Source organism: Sorangium sp. So ce394, assembly GCF_051474665.1.
Classification (GTDB): domain Bacteria; phylum Myxococcota_A; class Polyangia; order Polyangiales; family Polyangiaceae; genus Sorangium; species Sorangium cellulosum_D.
Window position 1 is genome coordinate 10,227,459 of sequence record NZ_CP150339.1, and the last position, 16,163, is coordinate 10,243,621.

The window sequence follows — 16,163 nt, forward strand, 5'->3', positions numbered from 1 at the left end:
TGCCCGCGCTTGAGCACGTGCGCGAAGCGCTTGCGGCCCAGGCGGAGCCGCGCGAACGCGATTTCGACGGGCAACTTCAGGGCCGACGATGCGGTACTGGAATCGCCCCTCGCCTGAGATGCCCTATATCTCCCGCTCGAGCGCGCGCACGACGAGCGGCGCCACCGAATGCAGGGCGCCGGGCGTGTCGGCGAGCTGCTGGCTGCCAGGGTGCGAGTCGGTGCCGAGCAGCGTCGTGAACACGCCCGTCTTCCTGATCTTCTCGAGCGAGTCGCCCGGCAGGACCAGGTGGCTCGCGACGGCGTGGACCTTCGAGGCCCCGGCGGCGAGGTAGGCGCGCCCCGCCTGGACGAGCGACGATCCGGTGCGGACCATGTCGTCGTAGATGACGACCTCGCGGCCCGAGACGTCGGCGTTGACGCCGGTCACGCCGACCCCGTCGCCCCGCCGCTCCTTGTAGACGAACGCCGGCTCGACGCCGAGGCCGCGGGCGAGGCTCTGCACCCACTTGGCCCGACCGGCGTCCGTCGCCGCGAGCACGTACGGGCGATCGCCCATCAGCTCGCGGACCGCCTGCGTGATCAGCGGGGCGCCGTAGAGGTGGCGCGTCACGTGCGAGTCGCTGAAGTAGAACTCGATGCCGTCGGTGTGCAGATCGAAGAGGAAGATGCGCGTGCCCGCGTCGCACGTCGGGATCGCCGAGATGAGCCGCGCCCGCGTCTTCGCGGTCACCACCTCGCCCGGCTTCACGGCCCGCTCCATGGTCGCGTAGCCGAAATACGGCATCACGATGGAGAGCGACCGGGCCCCGGCGCGCGAGATGGCGCAGCCGAGGTCGTAGATCTCGAGCCAGTCGAGGTCCTGCGGCGCGCCGCCGAGCAGGACCACGTCGCGCCCCCAGCAGTCGACCGCGACCCGCAGGTAGCGCTCGCCGTCCGGGAAGCTCTTGCGCTCGACAAGGCCGCGCTCGAAGTCGCCCGCGGCGAGGAAGGCGGGCTCCAGGTAAGCGTACGAGCGGATCGTGATGAGGAGACGGCGCTGGCTCATCGCGCCCCCCGGCGAGGCGCCCGGGCCGGCGCGGCGGCCCCTCGGCGAGCGCCGCGGGCCGGCGCGCCCTTCGCGGCCGGCGCGCCCTTCGCGGCCGGCGCGCCCTTCGCGGCCGGCGCGCCCTTCGCGGCCGGCGCGCCCTTCGCGGATGCGCCGGCCCTGGCCGCCGGCGCGCCGACGGTGGCGAGCACGCTCTTCAGGTGGGGCTCCAGGCCCGGCTCGCTCGGAAAGTCGACGGGATCGGGGAGGTCTTTCATCTGCACGACGTCGCATCCTGCTTCACGCGCGGCCTCGTGCAAATGGCGCCGGAACTTGGCGCGCGCGATGCCGCGGTGGTTGGTGCAGGCGAGGAGCCGGCCGCCCGGGGCGAGCAGTCGGAAGGCGAGCGCGGCGAGCGCCCCGAAATCGCTCGCCGCGCTGAAGCGGCTCTTCTTCGTCGTCGCGAAGCTCGGCGGATCGAGCACGATGAGGTCGAAGCGCTGGCCGGCCTGAGCGGCGGCCTTCAGCCACGGGAACACGTCGGCCTCGACCACGACGTGCGCCGCCGCGTCCGCGCCGATCGCGTCGAGGTTCTCGCGCGCCCAGGCGATCGCGCCCCGGGACACGTCGATGGTGACGCTCTCGCGCGCGCCGCCCGCCACGGCCGCGACGGTGAACGCGCCCGTGTAGGCGAACAGGTTCAGCACCCGGGCGCCCCGGGCGAGCTCGCGCACGCGCCGCCGGTTCTCGCGCTGGTCGAGGAAGATGCCGGTCGAGAGCCCGTCGCCGAGCCGCACCTTGTACGGCAGGCCGTGCTCGAAGATCGTGAGCTCCTCGGGGGCGCTCTCCCCCCGGACGGCGTGCCGCGGCGCGAACTCCTCGCGCCGCGCGTCGACGATCACGCTCGCGTGCTTCGGGCGCACCTTGAGGTAGACGCCCCTCGCCCCGAGCCGGTGGGCCGCGTCGAGCACGACGTCGCGCGGCGGCGCGCCCGGCTCGCCCTCGCCCGCGCCGAACAGCGCCACGACGAGGTGCTCGCCGTAGAGGTCGACCGAGAGGGAGGGGAGCCCGTCGCCCGCGCCGTGGACGAGCCGGAACGCCGTGGTGTCGCCGGCGCGCGCGACGGCGTAGCGCCGCTCGGCGGCCTCGCGCATGGCGCGCTCGACGGCCGCGACGCCCCCCGCGTAGGGGTCCGCCGGCGCGTCCGCGAGCCACGCCTCGAACGCCGCCGGCAGCTGCGATCGGAAGGTCGCGGCCGCGCCGGTGGCCGGGTGATCGAGGCGGAGCTCGGCGGCGTGCAGGAGCAGGCGCGGGGCCTCGGCGCCGCCGTAGAGCGGATCGCCGGCGATGGGCAGGCCGATCGCGGCGAGCTGCACCCGGAGCTGGTGGGTGCGGCCGGTCTCGGGCCGGAGCTCGAGCAGGGCGCGGTCGCCGCGGCGCTCGAGGAGCCGGTAGCGGGTGATCGCCAGCGCGCCGCCGGCGGCTCGCTCCTGGCCGCCCGCGCCCCGGTCTTCCCGCCCGGCGCCCCGATCCTCTCGCCTCGCGCCCCGATCCTCTCGCCTCGCGCTCCGATCCTCTCGCCTCGCGCCCCGATCCTCTCGCCTCGCGCCCCGATCCTCTCGCCCCGCGCCCCGATCCTCTCGCCCCGCGCCGGCCTCGGCGATCGCGCGCATCGCGCCGCCCGGCGCCGGGACGAGGCGGTGCCGCAGCGTGCCGCGCGGCGCGCGATCGCCGAAGCCGGACACGGCGGCGACGTACGTCTTTTGCACGGCGCGCCCCTCGAACTGCCGCGCGACGGCGGCGTTCGCCTCGCGCCGCCGCGTGAACAGCAGGACCCCCGACGTGTCGCGATCGAGCCGCTGGTGGATCCCGAGGTACGCCTCCGCGTCGCCCCGGCCGCGGAGGAAGGCGCGGAGGCGCGTCACCACGTCGTCGATCCGGTCCGCCTCCGGCGCGTGCGTCGACAGGCCAGCCGGCTTGTCGACGACGATGAGATCCGCGTCCTCGGCGAGGATCCACTCCGGATGGAAGTCGGGAAACAGCTCCGGCAGCGAGGGGCGCGGAATCATCAATTCTGCTTGACGTCGGTGCCGGGCGGCGGGGTGAACTGGAACTCCGCGGGATCGATCGACGCGGGCTGCGACGCGTTCTCGAAGTCGAACCGGTTCCGGTTGCCCTGCGCGTCGAGGATGAGGACGCGGCGCACGACGCCCGGGTCCTTCTTCGCGAGGAGCGCCTTGTCGATATAGAACATCACGAGCTCGTAGTGGGGAGTCGGCGCCCGCGGCTTGCCGATGAGCACGGGGCCGCCCTCGAAGCTCGCCTTCTCGTTGAAGGTGAACGTGAACGACGGGCGGAGCCCGTGGCCCATCAGGAACGAGAGCGCGCCCGGATACTCCGAGTTCTTCACCGGCGTGACGAACATCTGCCGGTCCTCGGCGACGTAGACCTTCAGCGACACGCCGTCGGAGACGATGCGGTTCCGGCTCGGCGGATCGTAGCGAAACGAGATCCTGTCCGGCTTCTGGACCGACAGCGCGCCGCTCTGCTTCTTGACGGCGCCGGAGATCTTCTGGGTGTGCTCCTGCTTGAAGCGGGCGACATAGGTCTTCTTGCCCACGAAGATCGCGTCGACCTCCGCCGCCACGGCGTCCGCGGACCCGGGCTCGGGCGGCGGGACGAACGGCGCCTCCGCGACCGGCGGGGACGCGCCGGTCGCCGCCGGCGCCTCGGCGCGCCCGCCGCCCGCGTCGCGCGCCGCCGCCGCGCCGCCCGCGTCGCGCGCCACCGCCGCGCCGCCCGCGTCGCCAGACGGCTTGCGGCCCGCGTCTTCCGCCGTCGCGCCCGCGTCGGCCGGCGCCGCCGCGTCGGCCGCGACCGCGCTCGCGTCGGCGGGCGCCGCGGGGGCGCTCGCCGGCGGCGCGGCGGCGGAGGGCGGCGGGTCCGGCAGCGCGGCGGCGGAGGGCGCGGCGTCGGGCGCCGCGCCGACCGGAGCGGACGGCGCGTCGCAGGCCGCCGCGGCCAGGGCGGCGGGCAGGGCGAGGGCGGCGAGGCGGAGGCGGATCATCGAAGAGCTCGCTTTCAGGGGCGTGTGCGTCGCGTGTTCTAGGACAGGTAGGGCCGAGGTGGTAGCGCCGATGACGCGGGGGCCCGCGGGCCGCCGCGCTGCATCGACGATCTCGCGTCGTCGCCGCGGCGCGCGGGGCCGCCGCCGGGCGAAAAAAAGCAGCGCCCCGGGCGAAGCGCGGCGGCCCGACGACGGAACCGCCAGGGAAATCACGATGAAAGCGACGGCGGAAGCGACACGCGCTGGTCGATGGGCTCGCCGCGAGCATCCCGGGCGAGACCATGTCTTGACCCCTATTTCCACGTAGCCCAAACTCTCGGGCCGCATGCGCGTGGGCACTCCCTCCCTGATCGATGCGTCGTCGCTCATCCTGATCCTGGACGTCTCGCGCAAGCTCGCGGCGCCGTGCGATCTCACCGAGCTGCTCGAGCTCATCATCAAGACGGGGAGGGAGGTGATAGGCGCCGACCGCGGGAGCGTCTTCCTCTACGACGCCGAGGCCAAAGAGCTTTACTCGCGTGTCGCCACGGGCGAGACGCAAATCCGCGTCAGCATCGACAAGGGCATCGCCGGCGAGTGCGCGCGCAAGCGCCAGACCATCGTCGTCGACGATTGTTATACCGACCCGCGGTTCAATCCGGAGATCGACCGCCGGACGGGATATCACACGAAATCCCTGATCACGGTGCCGCTCATCGGGCTCGACGACAAGCTCGTCGGCGTGCTGCAGATGCTGAATTCGGCGGTGGGCCACTTCGGCCCGGACGAGCGCGACGTCGCGGAGCTGCTCGCGGCGCAGGCGGCCGTCGCCGTGCAGCGCACGCTCCTGCTCGAGGAGCGGATGATCAAGATCAAGCTCGAGCACGACCTCACCATCGCGCGCGACATCCAGCAGAACATCCTCCTGCGCCGGCTCCCGCGCTGCCCTGGATACTCGCTGTCGGCGTTCAGCAAGCCGGCGGACGACACCGGCGGCGACATCTACGACGTCATCCGGCTCGACGAGCGCGCGGACATGTCGCCGCTCCTCCTGCTGCTCGCGGACGCGGCCGGCCACGGCATCGGCCCCGCGCTCAGCGTGACGCAGTTCCGCGCGATGCTCCGCATCGGCCTGCGCCTCTCGGCCGACATGGACGCGCTGATGCACCACATCAACCAGCAGCTCATCGAGGATCTGCCGAACGACCGCTTCATCACCGCCTTCCTCGGGATCCTCGACCCGGTCACGCACCAGCTCCGCTACCACGCGGCCGGGCAGGGCCCGCTCCTGCATTACCGGGCGGCCGAGGGCCAGGTCGTCTGGCGCGATCCCACGACGGTCCCCCTCGGCATGTTCAAGGATCTCGACCTCCCCCCGCCGCCCCCCCTGGTGATGGCGCCGGGCGATCTCCTGGTCCTGCTCACCGACGGCTTTTACGAGTACCAGGACGCCGCCGGCCAGGTGTTCGGCAAGGAGCGCGTCGGCGATCTCATCCACCGCCTGAACGCGCGCCCCACCTCGGACATCCTCGGCGCCCTCCTCGCCGAGGTGCGCCGCTTCGCCGGCTCCGCGAAGCAGATCGACGACCTGACCGCCCTCGTCGTCAAGCGAGACGCTTAGAGCGGGGCTCACCCGCTGCGGATCCGGGCCCATCTCGACGTTTTCGGTGCTCGGCGTGCTGGAGCACGCCTGCGCGCCGAAAACGCCGATCTGGACCCGGCTCCTGTGCGGGTGAGCCCCGCTCTGCGCGACGAGGGCCGCTCCCCTGCTTCCCCTCCCCGCGTCCTTGCGCTAGCTAGGCCCGCGATGAGCGCCGTCGTTGCCGCCCCTCCGCCCGCCGCCCCCACCCCCTTCCCCGGCGACCCGCCGGTCGACCTCACCCTCGCGCAGGCGCACAAGCTCTCGGCCAGCGAGTGGGAGCGCGCCCGCGAGCGCCTCGGGCGGCAGCCGACGTTCACCGAGCTCGGCGTCCTCAGCGTCATGTGGAGCGAGCACTGCTCGTACAAGAGCTCGCGCGTGCACCTCTCGCGCCTCCCCACCGCCGGCCCCCGCGTCATCCAGGGCCCCGGCGAGAACGCCGGCGTCGTCGACATCGGCGACGGCTTCGCGGCCGTCTTCAAGATGGAGTCGCACAACCACCCGTCGTACATCGAGCCCTACCAGGGCGCCGCCACCGGCGTCGGCGGGATCCTCCGCGACGTCTTCACGATGGGCGCGCGCCCCATCGCCAACCTCGACTCGCTCCGCTTCGGCCGGCCCGACCACCCGCGCACCCCGCAGCTGCTCCGCGGCGTCGTCGCGGGCGTCGGCGGCTACGGCAACTGCATCGGCGTCCCCACCGTCGGCGGCGAGCTCTTCTTCGACCGCGCCTACGACGGCAACATCCTCGTCAACGCCTTCACCTGCGGCGTCGTCCGCACCGACCGCATCTTCTACGGCCGCGCGAGCGGCATCGGCAACAACGTGCTCTACGTCGGCGCCAAGACCGGGCGCGACGGCATCCACGGCGCCACCATGGCCTCGGACGAGTTCTCCGAGGGCGGCCCGAGCCAGCGGCCCACGGTCCAGGTCGGCGACCCCTTCATGGAGAAGCTCCTGCTCGAGGCGTGCCTCGAGATCTTCGCCGAGGACCTGCTCGTCGGCGTCCAGGACATGGGCGCCGCGGGGCTCACCTCGTCGTCGGTCGAGATGGCGGGCCGGAGCGGCAGCGGCCTCGATCTCGACCTCGACCTGGTCCCGCGGCGCGCCGCCCGGCTCACCCCGTACGAGATGCTCCTCAGCGAGTCGCAGGAGCGCATGCTCCTCGTCGCGAAGCCCGGGTGCGAGGCGCGCGTCATCGAGATCTGCACGAAATGGGAGCTCGACGCGGCGATCATCGGCAAGGTCACCGACACGGGCCGCTGGGTCGTGCGCGCCACGCCCGGCTACGACCCGCTCGGCGCCGCGGCCGCGAGCACCCCGCGCAATCCGGTCGTCGTCTGCGACCTCCCGGTCGATTTCCTGACCGACGCGGCGCCGAAGTACGACCGCCCCCAGCGCGACGACGCCACGCTGCCGGCGCGCCGGGCCTTCGACCCGCGCACCCTCCCGGCGCCGGCCTCGTGGTCCGAGCTCTTCCTCGCGATGGCGGGCTCGCCGAACCTCGGCTCCCGCGCGTGGGTGTGGCGGCAGTACGACCAGATCGTGCGGGGCGGCACCGAGGTCCGGGCCGGCAGCGACGCCGCGGTGGTGCGCGTCCCCTGCGAGAAGGACGGAGAGCGGTTCGAGAAGCTCCTCGCGTTCTCGAGCGACTGCAACGGGCGGCTCTGCGAGCTCGACCCGTTCCAGGGCGCGGCGATGGCCGTGGCCGAGGCGTGCCGCAACGTGGTGTGCGCGGGCGCGGAGCCGATCGGCCTGACCGACTGCCTCAACTTCGGCAACCCGGAGCGGCCGGAGATCATGCGGCAGTTCGCGCTCGCGATCGACGGCATGGCGGCGGCGTGCCGCGCGCTCTCGGTGCCGGTCGTGAGCGGCAACGTGTCGCTCTACAACGAGACCGACGGCCGCGCGATCCTGCCCACCCCGACGGTCGCGGTGGTGGGGCTCGTCGCGGACGCGGGCGACGTGCTGCGGACGTCGTTCCCGGCCGCCGGCCTCACGGTGCTCCTGCTCGGCGACCCGCGCGGCGGCCCGCTCGGCGGCTCCGAGTACGTCGCGCGCCACACCGGCGAGGTGAAGGGGCCGAGCCCCGCCATCGATCTCGATCGCGAGGCGCGGCTCCAGGGGCTCTGCCTCGCCCTGGCGCGCTCGCGGCCGCGGCTCCTCCAGAGCGCGCACGACGTCTCCGACGGCGGGCTCGCGATCGCGCTCGGCGAGTGCTGCGCCGCGGCCGACGACCCGGCGGCCCTGGTGGGCGCCCGCGTGCGGCTGCCGGAGGGGCCGAACGATGGAGCGCGCGAGGAGCTCGCCGAGGCGCTGTTCGGCGAGGCGCCGAGCCGCGTCGTCGTCAGCGTCCGGCCCGAGGACGCCCCCGAGGTCGCCCGGAAGGCCAGGGAGGCCGGCGTGCCCTGCACCGAGCTCGGCACCACCGGCGGGGCTCGGCTCACGATCGCGGCGGGCGGCGGCGCGGTGATCGACGTCGAGCTCAGCGCGCTGCGCGACGCGCGCGACCGGTGCCTCGAGCCGATCGTCGGGCGCTAGCGACGGGACCTATCGTATCGGGGGATGCCCCCGCGGTATTCGGGGTGGTTCCCCACGCGCTGCGTGCAACGTCCAACTTGCGTCCAACGGTTGGACAAAGGACAGTGGTGCCCATGGCGCTCCGGAAGGCCGTGATTCTCCTCGTCGAGGACAGCGAGATCGATCGCACGATCTACGGGCGCTACCTGCGGGACTGGGCGGACATCGACGTCACGCTGATCGAGGCGCCGACGGCGAAGGCCGCCCTCGAGGTGTGCCGGACGAGCCCGCCCGATTGCATCATCCTCGATTACCGCCTCCCCGACATGGACGGCCTGGAGCTGCTCGAGAAGCTCAAGCACATCACCGAGGCCCCGGTGATCTTCATCACGGGCCAGCCGGCGCCGATGATGCTGACGCGGGCCCAGTCGCTCGGCATCGCGGGGTATCTCTGGAAAGAGGTGCTCGGCTCTGCGCGGCTCCGCGAGGCCGTCCAGACGGCCCTCCGGGTGGGCGTCCTCGCCGTGTTCGCCGCGACCGCCTGAGCGGGCGCGCTCGCCGCGATCGCGCGGATCCCCGCGGCGCCGGCGACGGCGCGCGCTGCCGCGCTCCATCCGGGGTCGGGTGGGCTCGCGCGGCGCCCGTCGCCTATACTTCCCGCATGAAACGCTGGCTCCCGCTCGGGCTCATCGCCCTCGGCGCCGTCCTCGCCGCGGTGGCGCTGCTGCTCTCTCCCTCCGACGAGGACCGGATCCGCGACCGGCTCGCCCAGCTCGCGGACGCGGTGCGCATCGACGACGGCGAGCGCAACCCGCTGGTGCGCCACGGCCGCGTCCGCAAGGAGTTCGCCGAGATCTTCACGAAGGAGGCGAGCGCCCGCGTCGTCGAGATCAGCGACCGGCTCAGCGGCCGCGACGAGCTCGCCGCGGCCGCGACCCAGGCCGCGGTCGTCTACCAGACCGCGGACGTGAGCTTCGGCGACACGGAGATCCAGGTCGATCCGGCCGGCATGACCGCCGAGGTGACCGCCACGGCGACCGTCACGGGCGCCCGGCACGGCCACCCGGCCCGACGCGACGAGCTGCCCGTCGCGCTCCGGCTGGAGAAGGTCGACGGCGACTGGAAGATCGTCTCTGCCACCGTCCACCCCCGGCGCGCGCCCGACGACGACGGCCTCTGATCGCGGCGCTCCGGCCCTGGCCGGGCGACGGCCGCGCCCGGGATCACCGGCTGGCGGGGGGCGGCGCCTCGGCGAGCGTGAAGTAGAACGTCGTGCCCCCGGTCGGGGGCGAATCCGCCCAGATCTTCCCCTTGTGCCGCTCGACGATGCGCTGGGTGATGGCGAGCCCCGAGCCGGTCCCCTCGCCGTACTGCGCCGCGGTCGAGAGCCGCTCGAACATCGTGAACAGCCGGTGCCGCTCATCCGCGGGGATGCCCACGCCGTTGTCCCTGACGTAGAAGACGGTGGGCTCCGAGCGCTCGTCGAAGCCCACCTCCACCCAGGGGTTCGGGCTCGCGTTGTACTTGAGGCCGTTCGAGATGAGGTTGGCCAGCACCTCGCCGATCCGGATCCGGTCGCAGAACACCCGGGGGAGCCGGCGCGGCGCGCGGATCTCGGCGCCGCGCTGCAGGAGCGAGCCGGACAGCCGCCGCTCGACGTCGGCCAGCACCTCGCTCAGGTCGACCTCCCCGAAGGAGAAATCCACGTTGCCGACGCGGGAGTACTCGTAAAGCGAGTTGATGAGCTCCATCGTGCTCCCGGCCAGGTCGCCGATGCGCCGCAGGTAGCCCTGCGACTCGGCCGAGAGGGCCGCCCCGTCGTCCTCCATCACGAAGGTCGAGAACGATTTGATCCCGCGGATCGGCTCCTTGAGATCGTGCGCCACGATGTACCCGAACTGCTCGAGCTCGGCGTTGCTCCGCTCGGCCGCGGCGCGCGCGGCCCTCTCCCGCCCGACCTGCCGCGTGAGGTCGAGCTCGATGAGCGCGCGCCGGAGCAGCTCGGCCGCCTCGATCTCGGCGGGCTTCCAGGCGACGGCGGTCTGCTCGACGACCTGCTTCCACAGCGCGAAGGAGCGCCGGGGGCCGAGCACCGCGCCCTCGGCCGTGCTCTCCACCGGCTTCTCGGGGTTGCCGCCCCAGCTCACCGTCTGGATCACCTCGGGCCGGAGCCAGACGACATACCAGGGCTCCGGCTCGGGGACGGAGATGCAGAGGACGCCGCTCGCCACGTCCTTGATGCGGGCAAAATCGGGGTCGACCCGCGACAGCGACTCGGCGTGGAACACCGGCCGATCGGCGACCGTGCGCCGGAGCCACGCGTACAGGCGCCGGAGCTCGTCCGGCGCGGGCGCGGCGCCGAGCGCGGTCGCCTCCTCGCCGTGGAGCAGGGCGAGGCCCGGCGCGTCCGCGAGCCTCATGAGCGCTCCGGCGCTCTCCGCGAGCCCGACCATGAGATCTTCCCGCTGCGAGACCGCCGCGACGATCTCGGCCGACAGGGCCTTGAGCGCCTGCTTGTGCCCCCTGTCCTCGAGCTTCTCCTTGGCCGCGAGCTGGATCGACAGGAACCTCCCGCAGAGCTCGCAGCCCTGCCGGATCTCGAACGACAGCGGCCTCGCCGTGCGGTGGTGACAGGCGATGAGCCCCCAGAGGACCCCCTCGCGGATGAGCGAGACGCTCATCGAGGCGCCGACCCCCATGTTCTTGAGGTACTGGATGTGCATCGGCGAGACGCTCCTCAGCTGGGAGAAGCTGAGATCGATGGGCGCCTCCGGCGAAGGCACGATGTCCGAAGGCCGGTAGTCGACGTCCGGGATGATGCGGAGCCAGTTGCGGAGGTAGAGCTCCCGCGCCTGCGGCGGGATGTCGGAGGCCGGATAGCGCAGCCCGAGGTAAGGCTCGATGTCCGCCGCCCTGGCCTCGGCGATGACCTCGCCGTTCCAGTCGCGATCGAACCTGTAGATCATCACCCGGTCGTAGCCGGTCAGCCGCTTGATCTCCTCGGCCGTCGCCTCGCACGCGTCGAAGAGCCCCTCGGCCGACTGGATCCGCTCGATCGCCGCGTGGATCGCGCGGTACACGCTCGAGAACGACACGTCGCCCGGAAGCTCGCGCGGATCGAGCGGCTCGAGCTCCACGATCAGCCGCTCGCCCGCCCGGTGCGCGATGGCGTCGAGCCACGCCGCCGCGCCCTCGCCCCTGGCGGTCACCTTCAGCGGGTTCAGCGCGCCGGGATCCGGAGACCGGAGGATGGACTCGAGATCTCCGCCCGCCAGGGGCGCGATGAAGTCGAGGAGCGGGCGCCCGAGGACGCCCTCGGGCCCGCTCCCGAGCACGGCGACGACATTGAGGCTCACGTGGCGGACGACGAGATCGCCGGGCGAGAGGGCGAGCAGCGCTCCGTGCGGCTGAATCCGCCCGGGGATGTGGATGGGCTCCACCGCGCAATTCGTGAGATCGACGCCCTGCCCCCGCCCACCGTGCCCCTGCATCATGTCCCGCCCTCCACTTCGGCACTTCCCCACGCCCCCTCGACGGGACCCCGCGAGGGCGAGGAGGGCACGCGGATCGTTCGGAGGGCTCGTCGTTAGTGGATTTCCGCGGCCGGGTCGAGCGGTTCGGCCACCGTACGGGCGCCCCCGTAAGGCCGTGCCTGGCGCGCGTACGGCGGCGCCCGTGTGCACAAAAAAAGAAAGGCCGGTCGGGAGAGCCCGCCGGCCTGAGGTCCGCAGCCGCGGACCTACCGGAGCCGCTCAGGATCGCCGATGGAGGGGGGATCCACCGGAGGGACCTGAAAGACCCGCGGTCACGAGAGAGAAGTCAGGAAAGCCAGGAAAGCGATGCGAAGCGCATCCAAGCAAGAAAGCACGAGCAAAGGGGAAGCAAAGTCGAAGCGAGACGTTAAGACAATCAAAGAAGCGAGTCAAAGCGAAAGAAGAAGGAGAAGCAAAGGATCAAGCGCAGACCAGAGACCGTAGGTGCAAGCTCAAGCGAAGCAGAGGGCAAGGGCAAGGGGAGGCGAAGCGATGAAGCGGAGTCGAAGTCGAGAGCTGCAAGAGATAAGAGAAGCTCGAACCAAGATCGACAAGCTGATCACGTTAAGCCATCTCACCTGGCGACGCGCGTCGCGCGCGCCTCGTTCATCCCTCCTTAATCGCCCCGCAAGGCGGCTATCATCACGCGAACCGAAGCTCTCCGCCGGCGTCCGGCGACAAGTCAATCAACAAGGAGCCGACAGCAGGTCCATGGCATCCGGGTGGCGGCGGGGTCACGATCGCTCGGCAGAGATGCCGCCGATCACCTCGCTCGGCGCCCCCCAACGACTGGGGCTTGCACTGCGAACGATGTGCCAGGGGCGCCGCCCCCGCCGAGGCCCCATGAAACCGAGCAGCGAACGGGAGCGACATCTGGCCGATACATTCAGCAACCGTCGGGCCAACCTCGATCCCCCCGCACGACCGGGCCCCCACGGCCAAAAAAACCGCAGAAGCCCGTCGCCAGCCGCGGGGCGCACCGCCCGAAGGTGCGATGCCCGTCATACATTTCCGCAGGGACTGGTCCGATCCACGGATGGGTTCAGATCCAGAACGGAATTCTTACCTGGACAACGAATTGTCCACCCGCCTGGGGCAAACCGCATTGCATTGCGCCATGAGAGCGCACGATTGCAAGGACGCCGGACGCTCCGCGCGACGCGCCGCAGCGGATTTTGACGCCACACGTTGTCCTCGGCGCGCAGCACGGTACGCGGCGCGCAGCACCGCACGCGCGCGCAGCGCACCGCGGCACGCGGCGCGCAGGTCGGCACGCGCGCAATGCCGCACACGGCCCTACGCGCGCACGGCGCCTACCTGCACCCGGCCCGGATCAGCGGCTCGATCACCTGGCCGACGTTCTCCTGGGGCGCGGAGAACCTGTGGCGCTCGAGCTTCCGCAGCGCGCCCAGGAACCTCGGCCAGCTGCCGCCGCAGGTCGCGAGCAGGGCCCGGAGCTCCTCGTCCCCCGAGTTGTAGACGCGGAACTGGACGAGCGACGCGTTGTTGAGCGAGCGGCGCGCCCCGATCTCCGCCTTGAGCCGGGCGAGCACCGCCGCCTTCTCGGCCCGCTTCTCGGCGTCGGAGGCCGAGGACGCGTACAGCCGGTCGAGCTGGACGTAGGCGTCGTGCAGCGCGTTCGCCCGCGCCTCGCTCCGCTCCTGCTCCCGCATGTAGGCCGTCTTCTCCGCGGAGAAGGGGCCCACCCGCTCATCCAGGTAGCGCTTGGCGAGCTCGTCCCCGACGAAGCTCGCGAGGCTCTCGTTCAGCCTCGTCTGGCCCCTCACGTAGAGCGTCGCGTGCAGCGACTCGTGCAGCACCACGTTGGCGAGCTCGCCGAGCGCCTCGTCCCCGCTGGAGATCATCGTGGACAGGACCGGATCCTCCAGCCAGCCGAGCGTCGAGTACGCGCCCGCCGGGCGCACGTCGACGTCCCAGCCGGCCGCCTTGAGCGGCGCCGCGAACTCCTTGGCGGCCTTCAGGTCGAACCACCCCACGTACGGAACGGTGCCGACGATGGGGAAGCTCCACGTCTTGGAGCGAAACCGGAGCGGCTCGCACGCGCTGACCACCCAGACCGCGGCCGGACGATCGAGCTCGACATACGTGCGGTAATTGTCGGTCGCGGTGAGCCCGTGGCGCTCCCCGAAGCGCTTGATGTGCGGGACTTCGCGCAAGAGCGCGCGCGTCCGCCACGGCCTGCGGGCGTCGCCGACGGCGTCCTCGAGCGACTCGGCGCTCCACGCCATCGAGAGCTGACCGAGGCCCGCCTGCGCGATGTAGCGCATCTGGGTACACGAGGAGAGCAGGACGCAGAGGGCGGCCGCGAGGAGCGCGCTTCCGGCCTTGCCCGCGCGCGCCGGGCGGCGAGGGCGCGACGCAGACCACGAGGGCGCGGCGCCGCGATGGGCGCTGGCCGGCAGCCGTTCGCTCATGCTCTAGCTGATAGCTGGCCGCGCGGGGTTCACAAGCTCTTCCGCGCGGGGGGCGCGCGTGCCGACGGGACGGCGCGCCTCCGGGATCAGGACGGCGCGGCGGCGCCCCAGGCGCTGAACTGCACGGCCGGGACGATCGGCGCGCGGTCCCGCAGCGACGGCTCCTCCGCGGCGTACAGGGGCTCGCGCACGAGCGGGTAGTCGCGCGGCGCCCCGTTCGACAGCACCATCTGCACGGCGCCGAGGTGCCCGCTGCGGAACGCGGCGGCGGCGCAGGCCAGGTAGAACTCCCACGTCCTCAGGAACGCGCCGTCGAAGCCGGTGATCCGCTCGATCTTCTCCCGGTTGTCCAGGAAGTTGCGGCGCCAGCAGCGCGCCGTGAGCGCGGAGTGGCGGCGCAGGTTCTCCGCGTCGAGCACGTCGAGGCCGCGCGCGGCGGCGCGCGCCGCCATCCCCTGGACCGATGGAGGCCAGTACCCCGGGAAGATGTGCTTTTGCACGAACGGGTCAGTCCGCGGCGACTCCTGCTCGCGGGTGACGCTCTCGAGCAGGCAGACGCCGCCCTCGGCGAGCAGCGCCTTCACCCTGTCGTAGAACACCTCGATCCGGCGCGCGCCGGCGTGGCACATCGAGCCCAGGGAGACGAGCCGATCCCACCGCGGATCGCCCTCGAGGTCCTCGCAGCCCATCACGCGGACCTCGACCGGGAGCCGCCGCGCCGCGGCCTGCTCGCGGATGTACCTCGCCTGGTTCTCGCAGAGCGTGATCCCGAGGCACTGCACGCCGTAGGTCTCCGCCGCGTGGAACATGAGGTGGCCCCACCCGCAGCCGAGATCGAGGAGCCGCTGCCCGCGCCGGAGCGCGAGCTTCCGCGCGACGACGGAGATCTTGTGCGCCTGCGCGTCGTCGAGCGCCTCGCCCGGAGACCGGAAGTAGCCGCACGAGGTCTGGAGGCGCCTGTCGAGGTAAAGAGGGTAGAAGTCGTTGCCGAGCCCGTAGTGGCGCTCGACGGCGAGCCGCTCGCGCTTCGCCGCGCCGGAGAGCAGCCCGAGCCGGAGCGCGTCGAGCACGCCGGAGAGGCCGCGCTCGAACGACGGCAGCGCGGGCGCGAGGTGCGGCAAGCGCGCGTCCAGGGACCGCACGGACCGCACCGAGCGCGCGAGCTGGAACAGGCCGGCGAGCGAGTCCTCGAGATCGCCGTCGAACGTGACCTCGCGCCGGACATACGCCTCGCCGAGCCCCAGCGTGCCCCGGAGCGCCGCCTCGCAGAGCGCCCGGCGCGTCCGGAACGTCACGGCGAACGCCGGCGCGCCCGCGCCCAGGCGCAGCCGCTCGCCGCCCCACAAGCGCAGCTCGAACGGGGTCCCGTCATAGCGCTCCAGCAGGCGCGAGGTCGCCTCCTTCACCCAACGGGACAACAGCGGAACTTCGCCCTTCCTGACGATGAACATCGGACCCCCTCCGCGACCCCCCGGCCGCCCGACGAGCTGAACCGAGCTGCGCTTTCCCGTCAAGCGACATGTCATTTCATCGACACCATGGCAGCGAGTCCCGTAACGCCCACAACGGTCGGGGGACGACGCGGACATGCGCTGTCGTCGGGGACAGGAGGAACGTGGTCGACAGGGCGCCAGGAGCTTCGGAGAGGTGTTCGGGGAGGCCCTGACAACAGAACTGTGTCTGGGAGGTTTCATGTTCCAGACGAAGGGAGGACATCGAGAAGATGATTCGAGTTTCTCCCCACCTTCTTCCGGCCTTCCGGTCGCGAGCGGCCGCCGCCGGTCCGTTCCCCCTCTCCGATCGTCCGCCGTGCGGGCGCGCGGGACGGCCGGGGACGGCAGGAGGGCGGGAGATCGACGTCGCGCTCGCCCGGGGGAGCGTCGATCGTCCAGGTCGGCGCGGTGTGCTCGGATCGGAGCGCGCGACGGGAACGCGGAGCGCGCGACGGGAACGCGGAGCGCGCG

The 16,163-nt window shown here is 72.4% G+C and carries 10 protein-coding genes; 4 read left to right on the top strand and 6 right to left on the bottom strand.

What is annotated here, in order from left to right; all coding sequences use genetic code 11:
• Positions 1-123: 123 nt before the first annotated feature.
• Genes prs through WMF33_RS37730 form a run of 3 tightly spaced genes read right to left on the bottom strand, consistent with a single transcriptional unit; the run spans position 124 to position 4,093 of the window.
• Positions 124-1,047: a ribose-phosphate diphosphokinase gene (gene prs, locus WMF33_RS37720; RefSeq protein WP_437333137.1), complete on the bottom strand. Its 924-nt coding sequence runs from the start codon at positions 1,045-1,047 to the stop codon at positions 124-126.
• Entirely contained in the window at positions 1,044-3,095 is a 2,052-nt protein-coding gene (locus tag WMF33_RS37725; protein WP_437333138.1) for a class I SAM-dependent methyltransferase, read from the bottom strand. The genes prs and WMF33_RS37725 overlap by 4 nt, the downstream gene beginning before the upstream one ends.
• Positions 3,095-4,093 (bottom strand): LolA family protein, encoded by a 999-nt coding sequence (locus WMF33_RS37730; RefSeq protein ID WP_437333139.1) that lies wholly within the window; start codon positions 4,091-4,093, stop codon positions 3,095-3,097. Before WMF33_RS37730 ends, WMF33_RS37725 begins: the two co-directional genes overlap by 1 nt.
• A gap of 325 nt (positions 4,094-4,418) precedes the next feature.
• Here WMF33_RS37730 and WMF33_RS37735 point away from each other — a divergent pair, with 325 nt between their 5' ends.
• The 4 genes from WMF33_RS37735 to WMF33_RS37750 all read left to right on the top strand — a co-directional run bounded on the left by WMF33_RS37735 (position 4,419) and on the right by WMF33_RS37750 (position 9,411).
• The gene (locus WMF33_RS37735) at positions 4,419-5,693 is read left to right on the top strand and encodes a SpoIIE family protein phosphatase (protein WP_437333140.1); all 1,275 of its coding nucleotides are present in this window, start codon (positions 4,419-4,421) and stop codon (positions 5,691-5,693) included.
• A gap of 186 nt (positions 5,694-5,879) precedes the next feature.
• The gene (gene purL, locus WMF33_RS37740; protein ID WP_437333141.1) at positions 5,880-8,252 is read left to right on the top strand and encodes a phosphoribosylformylglycinamidine synthase subunit PurL; all 2,373 of its coding nucleotides are present in this window, start codon (positions 5,880-5,882) and stop codon (positions 8,250-8,252) included.
• Positions 8,253-8,365: 113 nt separating this feature from the next.
• Positions 8,366-8,776, top strand: a complete 411-nt coding sequence (locus tag WMF33_RS37745; protein ID WP_437333142.1) for a response regulator — start codon at positions 8,366-8,368, stop codon at positions 8,774-8,776.
• A 116-nt stretch (positions 8,777-8,892) separates the two neighbouring features.
• Positions 8,893-9,411: a nuclear transport factor 2 family protein gene (locus WMF33_RS37750; protein WP_061628398.1), complete on the top strand. Its 519-nt coding sequence runs from the start codon at positions 8,893-8,895 to the stop codon at positions 9,409-9,411.
• Positions 9,412-9,454: 43 nt separating this feature from the next.
• Here WMF33_RS37750 and WMF33_RS37755 read toward each other — a convergent pair whose 3' ends face one another.
• The 3 genes from WMF33_RS37755 to WMF33_RS37765 all read right to left on the bottom strand — a co-directional run bounded on the left by WMF33_RS37755 (position 9,455) and on the right by WMF33_RS37765 (position 15,617).
• Positions 9,455-11,725 carry an ATP-binding protein gene (locus WMF33_RS37755; RefSeq protein WP_437333143.1) on the bottom strand — a complete coding sequence of 757 codons (2,271 nt, stop codon included), beginning with the start codon at positions 11,723-11,725 and terminating at the stop codon, positions 9,455-9,457.
• A 1,352-nt stretch (positions 11,726-13,077) separates the two neighbouring features.
• Positions 13,078-14,199: an aminopeptidase gene (locus tag WMF33_RS37760; RefSeq protein WP_437333144.1), complete on the bottom strand. Its 1,122-nt coding sequence runs from the start codon at positions 14,197-14,199 to the stop codon at positions 13,078-13,080.
• 86 nt (positions 14,200-14,285) lie between these two features.
• Positions 14,286-15,617 (bottom strand): class I SAM-dependent methyltransferase, encoded by a 1,332-nt coding sequence (locus WMF33_RS37765; RefSeq protein WP_437333145.1) that lies wholly within the window; start codon positions 15,615-15,617, stop codon positions 14,286-14,288.
• Between the last annotated feature and the right edge of the window lie 546 nt (positions 15,618-16,163).

Coding starts and splice junctions, on each gene's coding strand:
- prs (WP_437333137.1), bottom strand. CDS start 1,047: ATGAGCCAGCGCCGTCTCCTCATCACGATCCGCTCGTACGCTTACCTG.
- WMF33_RS37725 (WP_437333138.1), bottom strand. CDS start 3,095: ATGATTCCGCGCCCCTCGCTGCCGGAGCTGTTTCCCGACTTCCATCCG.
- WMF33_RS37730 (WP_437333139.1), bottom strand. CDS start 4,093: ATGATCCGCCTCCGCCTCGCCGCCCTCGCCCTGCCCGCCGCCCTGGCC.
- WMF33_RS37735 (WP_437333140.1), top strand. CDS start 4,419: ATGCGCGTGGGCACTCCCTCCCTGATCGATGCGTCGTCGCTCATCCTG.
- purL (WP_437333141.1), top strand. CDS start 5,880: ATGAGCGCCGTCGTTGCCGCCCCTCCGCCCGCCGCCCCCACCCCCTTC.
- WMF33_RS37745 (WP_437333142.1), top strand. CDS start 8,366: ATGGCGCTCCGGAAGGCCGTGATTCTCCTCGTCGAGGACAGCGAGATC.
- WMF33_RS37750 (WP_061628398.1), top strand. CDS start 8,893: ATGAAACGCTGGCTCCCGCTCGGGCTCATCGCCCTCGGCGCCGTCCTC.
- WMF33_RS37755 (WP_437333143.1), bottom strand. CDS start 11,725: ATGATGCAGGGGCACGGTGGGCGGGGGCAGGGCGTCGATCTCACGAAT.
- WMF33_RS37760 (WP_437333144.1), bottom strand. CDS start 14,199: ATGAGCGAACGGCTGCCGGCCAGCGCCCATCGCGGCGCCGCGCCCTCG.